General features: G+C 60.5%; 7 protein-coding genes and 5 pseudogenes. 8 read left to right on the top strand and 4 right to left on the bottom strand.

Features of this window, described 5'->3' with window-relative positions; genetic code table 11:
• The first annotated feature begins 602 nt into the window (after positions 1-602).
• The 5 genes from ACZYOF_RS39345 (at position 603) to ACZYOF_RS39325 (ending at position 3,313) form a co-directional block, all read left to right on the top strand.
• Positions 603-764: a hypothetical protein gene (locus tag ACZYOF_RS39345; RefSeq protein WP_165421398.1), complete on the top strand. Its 162-nt coding sequence runs from the start codon at positions 603-605 to the stop codon at positions 762-764.
• Between the two features lie 514 nt (positions 765-1,278).
• The gene (locus ACZYOF_RS39340; protein WP_463719112.1) at positions 1,279-1,617 is read left to right on the top strand and encodes a hypothetical protein; all 339 of its coding nucleotides are present in this window, start codon (positions 1,279-1,281) and stop codon (positions 1,615-1,617) included.
• Positions 1,618-1,752: 135 nt separating this feature from the next.
• Entirely contained in the window at positions 1,753-2,166 is a 414-nt protein-coding gene (locus ACZYOF_RS39335; protein WP_463719111.1) for a hypothetical protein, read from the top strand.
• A gap of 129 nt (positions 2,167-2,295) precedes the next feature.
• Complete coding sequence (locus ACZYOF_RS39330; protein ID WP_463719110.1) at positions 2,296-2,754, top strand: hypothetical protein; 459 nt, start codon at positions 2,296-2,298, stop codon at positions 2,752-2,754.
• Positions 2,702-3,313, top strand: coding sequence for a hypothetical protein (locus ACZYOF_RS39325; RefSeq protein ID WP_463719109.1), 612 nt, complete (start codon positions 2,702-2,704; stop codon positions 3,311-3,313). Before ACZYOF_RS39330 ends, ACZYOF_RS39325 begins: the two co-directional genes overlap by 53 nt.
• A 29-nt stretch (positions 3,314-3,342) precedes the next feature.
• On the opposite strand, the pseudogene istB reads toward ACZYOF_RS39325, so the two are convergent.
• Both istB and istA read right to left on the bottom strand, forming a co-directional pair.
• A pseudogene (istB, locus tag ACZYOF_RS39320) lies at positions 3,343-4,121 on the bottom strand (IS21-like element helper ATPase IstB).
• A pseudogene (gene istA / locus ACZYOF_RS39315) lies at positions 4,118-5,370 on the bottom strand (IS21 family transposase). The pseudogenes istB and istA overlap by 4 nt, the downstream one beginning before the upstream one ends.
• Before the next feature lie 332 nt (positions 5,371-5,702).
• On the opposite strand from istA, the pseudogene ACZYOF_RS39310 reads away from it, so the two are divergent.
• A pseudogene (locus ACZYOF_RS39310) lies at positions 5,703-6,208 on the top strand (TCP-1/cpn60 chaperonin family protein); the annotation flags it as partial.
• Between the two features lie 279 nt (positions 6,209-6,487).
• Here ACZYOF_RS39310 and ACZYOF_RS39305 read toward each other — a convergent pair.
• A pseudogene (locus ACZYOF_RS39305) lies at positions 6,488-6,565 on the bottom strand (BrnA antitoxin family protein); the annotation flags it as partial.
• 413 nt (positions 6,566-6,978) lie between these two features.
• On the opposite strand from ACZYOF_RS39305, the gene ACZYOF_RS39300 reads away from it, so the two are divergent.
• Entirely contained in the window at positions 6,979-7,389 is a 411-nt protein-coding gene (locus ACZYOF_RS39300) for a DinB/UmuC family translesion DNA polymerase (RefSeq protein ID WP_463719108.1), read from the top strand.
• Positions 7,390-9,136: 1,747 nt separating this feature from the next.
• A pseudogene (locus tag ACZYOF_RS39295) lies at positions 9,137-9,445 on the top strand (transposase); the annotation flags it as partial.
• A 608-nt stretch (positions 9,446-10,053) separates the two neighbouring features.
• On the opposite strand, the gene ACZYOF_RS39290 reads toward ACZYOF_RS39295, so the two are convergent.
• Positions 10,054-10,322: ferredoxin family protein (locus ACZYOF_RS39290; protein ID WP_463719107.1), on the bottom strand; the 269-nt coding region annotated here is incomplete at its 5' end.

The raw sequence follows: 10,322 nt of genomic DNA, 5'->3' as shown, positions 1-10,322 counted from the left end.
CGACAACACCAGCTCGACGGTCTGGCGCTTGTATTCTTCGGTAAATGACCGACGTTGACGTTCCATTCAACACCTCCGGGCTCAATGAGCCTACTACAGGTGTCCACTCATTCGGAGGAGGTTCACTTTGCCTCACGCACCCTCTATCTTGACGTGGCCGGCCCGCGCGCCAGTGCTCACATGTGGCCTGAAGCATGTCATGACGAAGCTCATGATAATGAGTGCATAAACATGCCTGCCTTTTGCGGGCACATTCAAGCCCTGAACTGATTGCGGCAATCGCCAGCAAAGATGAGTAACGAACGCGCTGCAATTTTTCGGCGCGCGCGTTCATTGCGCTCCTTTGCATTGGCGAGTTTGCGACAACATTGGAGGGCGCCGAACGTGGTAGTGCCTGCTTTCACACCCAACGGCCACCGCGCGTGCATGCTGCCTTCAGCTCGGCTGCGTGCGCGGACGCGTCAGGCGATTGGCCCGGCTTTTGCTCCGTTGCTTGGCAGTTGCGTGCAGCCGCCGCTGTGTCGGGATTGTCTCCTGCACAATACAGAATCGCCGCGCGATCAGAGAAAATAAGGAGCTCGCATTGCTCATGGACCATGAAAATGACCGACATCATCCCGGCGCCGCAGACATCAGGCGGTGATATCCGGGCGCGGCGCGCCTCGGCTCAGCGGGGCGTAAATGCCAAGCGTGATGCGCCAGAGTTTGAGGTTAAGGAAGTTGAATCAAAGGCATCAGCGACGGCGATGACGCGCCTTTCGTGAGCGGATTTGAATTTCATCAAGGACCCGGAGCAAACAGCGTTCCTTTCATCTTGAAGCGCTGCCGTTTGGGTTATGGCCGCGAAGTCGCGCGGCCAATGTGTAACCAATCACGGGCCGCTCCGCTCGCGCGTTGACGTGCCCACGCGCTCGAAGTTGGACGGCAAAGCACGCTTGCAATCGATGCCTCGAATAGAATGTGTAGTATGAAGACGAAGACAATTACGACCATCGTGCTTGCGGTTAATGCGTTGCTGGGTTCGCCCAGTAGGGCCGTTGAAAGTTACGATGTCACGGATTCGAACGGCGTGCCCTTCATACGGGCACGGATATTCGGCACCGGCGACGGCCCTTTTTGTTGCCGAGCAGGCGACGCGCGGCCTTCATTGCGGAATTTGCCGCAATGGGAAATAGATCATTCGCTTGCGGCGATCCAGCATTGGGCTGAAATCATCAACGTCACGCCGGGTCAGTCGCCGGCCATCGTCAACATCGGCGGGATTAACGGTTACACCGCATGGGCCTCTGTCCCGACGGCGGCACCAAGGTGCAGGCGGCACTCACGCGTCAAGATCCGGGCGAACTGCACTACGGCGCGCATGGCATGGTTGAGATCGGCGAGATGGGGTTCTCATCCGATGCCTACATCCCGTCGCAATTACCGACGACGCCGAAGATCGGTCTTGTACCCGTTATGATTCATGAGTTGGCCCATCAGTTGGGAATTGCCAGTACCATTCACTATAAAGATTCGCCATTTTCTCCTGAGGCGACATCACCGTATTTCCCTGAATCGATAAATGCCTGGACCGACCATTTGCACGATGACAATGGCAAACAAGCGAAGCCTGGATAGGCAATCTATTGTACCGGCTGCGCGAACCCGCAAGCTGACGACGTTTTCGACCTGAGCCGCGATCAGGGCTATTTCGCAGGCCGGCATGTGAGTAAAGTACTGGCCCGTGCCATGCCAGGTATCCCGGTGCGAGTGATGACCGAGGATGGTCGGCACGACTTGCCCTTCGTCTCGCATAGCGAGCTTAAGAACAGCCTGATGAGCCACCAGCAATACCGGAATTATACCTCCCTCATGGAGGCGGAGCTCGCCGCGTTGCAGGACATGGGCCACAGCATCGATCGGCGCAATTCCTTCGGTTACTCGATCTACGGCAACGGTCAGAATCTGGTAAACGACAATCCCTTCTTCGCTCGTAATGCTAACCGTACCGCCTATCTGCCTAATACATACAACACGGCCAGGCTCGGATTGGGACTGCACGTCTATGGCAGCGGCAACACTGTGGTCCAGCGCGCCGACCTGCTTTCGCAAGGAGCAGGGGGCGCCGGCATCCGCGTCGATGGCGAAAACAATCAGATCATAATCCCGTCCGGACGTTCGATCTGATCGGGCGCCTCGCTGGCAGTCACGCAGCGATGTACATGTCGAACAATGGTTATGTGGGCGAGATCAATGTGATGCGTGGCGCAACATTGTCAGGGGACATTCTGTCTGATTACACCCAGCTTGACCAGAATGGTTGGCCTGACCAAATTAACGTTCGGCATGACGCCTGACGCGAACGGTCACTCAACCGGACAGCCTGACGCAAGCTTTGCAACCCGCAATGAAGGAAGTATCGTTGGGCGCAACAACCTGTCGCTGCAATTGTCCGGTGGCGTCGTGTTGTTGACCGGCAATCACCAAGTGTACGACGCAACTGTCGCGCAAGGCGCGATCATGTCCGGCAACGGCAGTTATCTCCTCAATAGCGATGGCCGCTTCACCAATAGCGGCGCTGTCGCACCGCTCATCGACGGTCTTGACAACAGCATAATGGTGAATGGCGAGTATCTGCAAACCTCGACCGGTCGCTTGCAGGTCGCCGTAAACGATGCTGGTGCGTTCAGCCGGCTCGTGGTGAACGGGAATGCGACGCTCGATGGTACGCTCCACGATCATGCCGCAGCGTGGCTGGTATGGCAGCGGCTCTAGCCTCTCCTCCAATCGGTGGCTGAACGCAACAAATCTCATAGGCTCGTTCACGAACGTGACGACATCGCTGCAATCGCCAACCTTAATGGCAAGCACTACAGCCGAGGGCGACAACACCTACGCGTTGACACTCTCCCGCGCAGTTGATGCCTATTCGCAATATGGAGCCGATGCCAACAGCCGCCAGGTGGGCGCGGCGCTCGATCGCGTAGCTGGCAACGCTGCGGTGGGGCTGCACCCGCTCGTCGCGGCACTCGACTTCTCCGGGTCGGACGGTACGGTGGTGACATCTGCGCTGCGTCAGCTTTCGCCGTCCGTCTATGCGTCGGAGAAGGGCAGGCGTGTCAATGACAGCTTCTATGCGCGTTCGGCAGTCTACAACCGTCTCGAACAGACGTTTGGCGGCACGCCAGTCTCGCCGATGGCGGTCATGGGTTATGGTCCTGAGCAGAGGCCAGGCGGCAGTTCTGCCTCTGGCATCGGTGCGGGCGCCCCTATTTCCTCTAACCTGCCATCCTTGTCAATGCCGCTTCAAAATTCCCCAAATGTGCCGAAGTAAAATTCCCCAGCTGGGCGGTATTTCGGTGATCAGCCGGTTGGGTGGTGATCGTTGGCTCCATGTTTGAGTGGTCGACCGCGGCGGCGCGGCGACTGTGCCGGATTGGCGAGTTGATCGGGGCCTTGGAGCGGACGTGCCCCCACGGGGTCGCCAAAAACTCACCCCATTCGGCGAAGCCGCGACTAGAGGTGAGGATCATGGCGCCGCGCTCGTAGCGAGCATTGACGAGCTGGAAGAACAAATTGCCGCCGCCGGGGATGACGGGCAGGTATCCGATTTCGTCGACAATCAGCAACGAGGTCCGGCACAGCAAGCGAATCCGCTCGCGCAATTGCCCCTCCCGCTCGGCCTTGGTCAGAGCGCCGATGATGTCGGCAAGACTTGCAAAATAGACGCTGCGGCCGGCCTTCACGGCCTCCACGCCCAGCGCCGTGGCGAGATGGCTCTTGCGCGTTCCGGGTGGGCCGAGGAAGTGGATCACCTCATGGCGGTCGGCAAAGTCGAGCTGGGCGAGCGCGAGAATGCGATTGCGGTCGAGCGACGGCTGGAACGAGAAGTCGAATCCTGCGAGCGTCTTGATGGTCGAGAGCTTGGCCATCCGCAGCGCCATCTTCACGCGGCGGTTCTCACGCAGCGTCAGTTCCTCGGCGAACAAGGTGTCGATGACCTCCAGCGCACTGGCTTCGCCGCGCTCGAGCTGACGCACGGTTTGGTCCAGGACCTCCAACGCTCTCGGCATCTTCAAGCCGACCAGGGTTTTGCGGATTCGGTCGAGCACGGACGGTACGATCTCGATGGCCGCGTTCATGGCTGGTCTCCCTGGCAGGCCAGCCGCCGGCCGACGGCCTGGTAGAAGTCGAGGGGGGCGCGGCGACCACATCAGCGGTGCGCAGGATCAAGATCGGTGTGTCGCGATGGGGATCGGTGATCCGCGGCACTTTCCGATGCCCTGCGGCGACCCGGCGCTGATGTCGGCCCTCCAGCACAGGGTGCACGGCGACCAGGGCACCGTCTTCGAATATCCGAACTTCATCGGCAAGCGTATGCACTTCGACGACCCGCTTCCGGGTCGCGTCGGGAACGCTGTAAAGATTGCCGCCGACGCTCACCATGCCTTCATGCGAGACCCGCCGTTCCAGCTTGAGGACCGAGCGGAAGGGTGCCAGCGGCAGCATTTTGAGATGCACCTTCTCCTCGGCGAAGGCGTCGTTGACGACACGCTGGGTCGTGGCGTGTAGACGCGGATTGGCCACCGTATCCAGCCAATGGCGCAATTGCGCGTTCAGGTCATCGAGATTGCGGAACGAGCGGGCGAGGAAGAAGTCCTCGCGGATATAGCGATAAGGTCGCTCGACCTTTCCCTTTGTTTTAGCCCGATACGGACGGCAGGCCTTGGGTTGGAAGCCATAGTGTCGGGCGAAGTCGACCAGCGCCCGGTTGTAGACGATGCTGCCGCCGGCGTCGCCGATGACGGCAGTCTTCATGCGGTCGTAAAGGATCTCATGGAGGATGCCACCGATCGCCTCGAATGCCGCCATATGGCAGCGCAGAACCGTCTGCATGTCCTGGTGCAGGACAAAACGCGCCCAAATCAGCCGGCTGAAGCCGAGCACAAAGGAGAACAGCCAAACGATGCGGGTGACCGCCGGCTCATCGGTGAACTGCACCTGGAATTGAGCGAAGTCGACCTGCGCCTGGTCGCCCGGTGGCGTCTCGAAGCGAACTTCAAACGTTGGCAATGGGACCGGACGAATCTCGCGCAGCAGGTCGGTAACGGCGGTGTAGCCGCCCTCATAACCGCGTTCGCGAAGCTCCCGCAAAAGCCGGCGGCCGGTCAGGCCGGGATAAGCCATCACCCGTTCGCGCAAATACGGAACGAATGGATCGATGCGGCGCTGGCGCGGCTTACGTGGACCATAGACCGGCGGCTCTAAGCCACGAGCGATGCATTTACGAACGGTCTTTCGATCGATCCCGAGTTCGCGGGCGATCGCTGAAACCGTCAGTCCCTGCCGATGAAGATCAAGAATCATGATGACTTCCCCAAGCTTGATCACCGCACCCGCTCCCTCGTTCTGGGCAGAGCAGGATTGGGTGATCGATTCGCCGCCCATCCTCAGGGCGCGCCCTGAGGATGGGCGACACGATCAACTGGGGATTTTTTAAACGGCACTTCTGGGGAGAATTACTCAGGCATCAACAGCCGGTGAAGCGAAGCGCTCGGACCGACATGACAGACCGCGCTCCCGCCCACAGATAGAATTCCTGCCGGATCAGCTGGAACGGCCGTTCATTCCAGCCGGCCTCGAAAAGGCCAGGAAGCCGCGCGGACACATGCGGCGCTTATCACTGACGTAGATCGTCGACGCCGAGAGCTGCAGTCAGCTAAGGCGGCGCGACCGAGATCAAGGTGAAGGAGCGCAAGGATCGCGTTGATGACGCAATGCACGCGACCCGTGCGGGGGTGGAAGAAGGCATCGTTCCGGGCGGCGGCGTCGCCCTGCTCCGTGCCACCGAGCAGCTCAAGGGCCTGCGCACCAAGAACGACGACCAGAAGACCGGCGTCGAGATCGTGCGCAAGGCGCTGTCCTGGCCGGCCCGTCAGATCGCGATCAACGCGGGCGAAGACGGCTCGGTCGTGGTCGGCAAAGTCCTGGAGAAGGATCAGTACTCTTACGACACGATGCGCAGACCGGCGAGTACAGCAACCTTGTCTCCAAGGGCATCATCGACCCGACCAAGGTCATGCGCACCGCAGTCCAGAACGCGTCGTCGGTGGCGGCTCTCCTGATCACCACCGAGGCGATGGTCGCCGAGTTGCCGAAGAAGCCGGCCGCCGGCCCCGCAATGCCTCCTGGGGGCGGCATGGGCGGCATGGGTGTTATGGACTTCTGATCCAGCCGCCGTCACGTGAACCACGAAACGCGAGAACCCCGGCAGCAATGCCGGGGTTTTTGTTTGCTCTTGCAATCTCTTACCACGTTGTTCCGGGCTCGCATTACGCGAGTCCCGGAATCTGCTGTTCGCAGATTCAGCAGCGCTGGTCGCCTTTTTCGTTAAGCATGTTCAGCCGATTGTGAACCCAAGATTTCATATGCCGACCTGATGCAACAAAAAGCTCCGCGAGACGCCCCGCTCGTCTGGAGCGTCCGTTCAGCTATCCGCGGGCTTCCGTCAAGTCTTCACAAATGCTTCGTCAATTTTGCTCTGCCAGTTAGGGCCGCCGGCCTTGAAATGATTCAAGACAACGGGGCTAAGCCGAGCTTATTCGTCGGCGCCTTATTGAGCCGCGGCGCCTTGCGCATCGTTGGGAAGACCTCGTCGAAGGCTTTTGTCTTTGCAAAGTCGCGTTTAGTCGATTTCGGGTTATCGCTTAGTCATAGCCTCACGCTGGCACTTGGACACTGCCTGACCGCTCGGCCGACATCCTACAACAAGTTGCTGGCGAAGCTCGCCTCGCACCACCGCAAGCCGCATGATCGTTCCTTACCACGCCAAAGATGGGTCCGACCTCCGTTCAGGATCTCCCCGCCGGGAAATTCCATGAGATCGGGCCGGCGACAAGCGCCAAGATGAACCGCCTCGGGATTTTCCCGGGCATGGACATGCGCAACAGACACTCGAGTTCATGAACGCCAACTTCGGCAAGGCCGATAGCTACTCTGTTGGATACCCACGGCATCGACGAGCGTCCCGTGCGTGCCAACCGGATCCGCAAGTCCCTCGGCGCGGAGAACACCTTCTCAGAGGACCTAGCGGAGTACGATGCTCCGGCAGCGGAACTGAAGCCGCTCATCGAAAAGGTTTCGCACCACTGCGAGGCCACAGGCGCCCGGGGCGGGACGGCGACGCTCAGGGTGAAGTTCTCCGATTGCGAACTAATCACCCGGAGCAAATCAATCGGTCATCCATACCGCAAGCGATCTTCGACCCTCGCTCAGGACCCGCTGAAGCACCTGATGCCGCCAAAGAAGCCAATACAATTGCTCGGAATTACGATAGTCAGCGTCATCACGCAGCTTCTGCGGTGTGGACGGCAGATCAGCCAGAGAGTGACGACCGCGCTAGATGTCTGACAGAGCCCTCGCCGGCACCGCTGGCGCAGCATCACTACCAACTCGAGGGTGATGGATGAGCCGAACGTCGTTGGGTCCTCCCGGCCCCAAGACGGCGGTGTAGCGCTCGCCGCGAATGTCGTAGTGCTTTACCGGCTCCGTCGCGTCCGGCAAGAGGCCCCAGCGGCCCAGCTTCGAGATCATCATGTCCGGCGCGGGTTGGGTGCCGTGGGAAAAGTCCTCGGGAACGGCCAATGAAGCATCAAAAGTCTCGCCGACCGCTGAGGGCATAGCCTCAGCCCTGGCGGACGCGGGCGCGGCTTGCTCCATCCTGTGTCCAAGCGGCGCTGGCGAGGTCCGATTCCCCGGCCGCGCGCTCGGCTGCGGAGCGTTTTCCGGTCGAGATCCGAGACGAATGGCAGCGCCTGGCGGATTGAGTGGGGCGCTCTGCCTCATCAGCCCCGCGGGCACCAACAGCGCCGTGTAACGGTCAGTGTTGATCACGAAGCTGGTCGGTCGGCTGTCCTGGCTCGGCGGGAGGCTGCTCCCCTCCCGCGCAGTGATCAGCTCGTCCGGCGCGTGCTGGTGGCCGAAGTTCAAGGGACGAACGGCCTCTCCGAAATTCGGGGCCTGAGGATGGCGCGCGGTTGGCCCGAGAGACGACGATGGGCCGGCGCCTTCCATCCTCGCCCACAGCAGATCCGGATCGTAACCTTCCGCAGGAAGGACCACTGGCGAGCCGACAGCTCGCCCGAGAGGCGACGGTGGGCCGGCGCCTTCCATCCTCGCCCACAGCAGATCCGGATCGTAACCTTCCGCAGGAAGGACCACTGGCGAGCCGACAGCTCGCCCGAGAGGCGACGGTGGGCCGGCGTCTTCCATCAACACGCGCGCGGCTGAATTGCCGGCCTCGCTCAGCTGCCGCGCAATGGCATCCTCTTGCGGATGGCTTAGCGTCCTCTGCCTCTTCGCCGCGCTCCCGGTCAGCTCGTCCGGAGCCGGCTGGTAGCCGTCGCGCCGGTTCAACTGACGAACGGCTTCTCCAAAATCCGGCGCTTGGTGATCGCGCACGGTTGGATCGAGAGACGATGCTGGGCTGGCTTCGTCCATGATCCCCCGCAGCAGACCCTGATCGTGACCTTGCGTTGTGAGCCCCTCCGACCATCTCAAAGCTTCCCGCGACGCGCTGTCCTGCGCAGCGGCGTCCCCAAGACGTCTGGCGACGGCGCCTTCGGAATGAGGATCGCGGGCACTATGGCGCCCGAGCTCCAACGGATAATAGGAGCCTGGAGGAGCAGGAACCCCTGCGACGGGAGCGGCATCGCGTTGCGGCACTTCATCCAAGTGCGGCTCAAATTCCGCTTGCTGCTGTTGCTGTTGTGCCACCGTGGCGTTGTACGTAGCGAGATCTCGGTCGAATGGGCTGATATTGTTAAGTGGGTCCATGTTCCCCTCCGGTTGGGGCCGGTTCGCAATCCTGAGCGGATAGTGTCGCTCTCTAGTTCTCACTCTACTAGGATCAGCTTTCGACAAGCTGACGGGCTTAGAGAATTAGAGTGGGCCAAATTGGCCGAAGCGTGCATTCTCTCACACGCAGCAGCATCGGTCGTCCGCCGAAGAAAGGCCTTAATGACCAAGAGGAGAGATTTTTGCGCTGGCGAAGTTGGAGCAATCGGAACCACCGCTTGCCGCTTACTAGGTCCTGTGGACCTCCTGGGATTCCCTTAAGCCGGCACATCAGTTCAAGACTGCTTTTGGGGAGGCAGTCTTGGGTATGATCGACCGTATGGTTTTGAGCGACGCGCCGTCGGATCGGATGGCGCCGCTGATTATCGGCCGGGCTGACAAAAGGGATCGACTGGAGGCGACTACCGGATGTTCGTGGAGGGCGTTCTATGGATTGTGCGTACGCGAGCTCGCTGGCGTGATCTTCCAGAGGCGTTTGGCGATTGGAACAGCGTTCTCCAACGCTTCAGCCGCTGGAGCGCGAAGGCTGTATGGTGGCGATCTTCGAAGCGATGTCTGACGATCCAGACTTCGAGTATCGATCGTTGATTGCACCATCGTCCGAGCCCATTAGCACGCTGCCAGGGAGCCTGCTCCTCGATCGGGGCGAGCGTACCGCGGCACCCGAGGAGTTCGTGCTTGGTGCGTTATTGCGAGGCTGCACGGCCAGCTTGCCGGATTCGGAAGCGCTCGCCATCCCCCCTCCGCGCCATTCGTGGGAGCCCCGATGAGTTTACCCCGCTCGCCAACTGCTCCGAAATGGGATAGACGTGCGCTTTCGCAAAGACTGCTTGGCCCGCAACGAGCTTTACGTGCTCGGCCCTCTTGCCGGCTCGGACCCGCTTACTGAATGACCCGTCGCCGCGATAGTTGATCATACCAGTCGTTTGGTGCCCTCCTGGTCCCATACTGCAACCGTTGAGCACCCCCTCCGTTCTTGTCTATCAGGCGGAAACCGGTGTTCCGCTGCAGCAAGTTGGAGCGCTCGTCGGTCAGAGTGCGCATCGAGAGATCTGGCCGCATGTGATCGATTGGCTGGGGCTTTAGGGTTTGAGCTACGAGCAACTACGCGCCCCAGCTGCCGTGTGCCGGCATCGTCGCAGCGAATTGATCAGGTCGCTCGTGGACCAATCTTGGGCCGTGCTTCTTGGCGATGACACGCGGCCTGCCGTTCAGCCCTCATCCAAACTTGAATAACACCCCATATCCGCCACGCGGATAGCTCCATTCGATGTCGCCAGTGGGTTCGCCGATGACACGGCAGGTGCCGCATTCGATGCAGCCGTCGACGGTGACCTCGACCTGCCCCTTGTGGTTGAGTTCATAGCAGCGCGCCGGGCAGACCTTCAAGAGTGCAAGCAGCTGTGGGGACGGCTTCGTATGTGCGCGTACTTTGATGTGAGGATGACCGACGTCGACAAGATAGCGGTTGTAGAACAGCTTGTCCT

It is taken from the genome of Bradyrhizobium sp. LeoA1Lang, assembly GCF_055413685.1.
Note: the sequence above shows the minus strand (reverse complement) of the source record. Positions and strands in the feature narration are given on the sequence as shown.

Coding starts and splice junctions, on each gene's coding strand:
- ACZYOF_RS39325 (WP_463719109.1), top strand. CDS start 2,702: ATGGTACGCTCCACGATCATGCCGCAGCGTGGCTGGTATGGCAGCGGC.
- ACZYOF_RS39340 (WP_463719112.1), top strand. CDS start 1,279: ATGGGCCTCTGTCCCGACGGCGGCACCAAGGTGCAGGCGGCACTCACG.
- ACZYOF_RS39345 (WP_165421398.1), top strand. CDS start 603: ATGACCGACATCATCCCGGCGCCGCAGACATCAGGCGGTGATATCCGG.
- ACZYOF_RS39330 (WP_463719110.1), top strand. CDS start 2,296: ATGGTTGGCCTGACCAAATTAACGTTCGGCATGACGCCTGACGCGAAC.
- ACZYOF_RS39335 (WP_463719111.1), top strand. CDS start 1,753: ATGACCGAGGATGGTCGGCACGACTTGCCCTTCGTCTCGCATAGCGAG.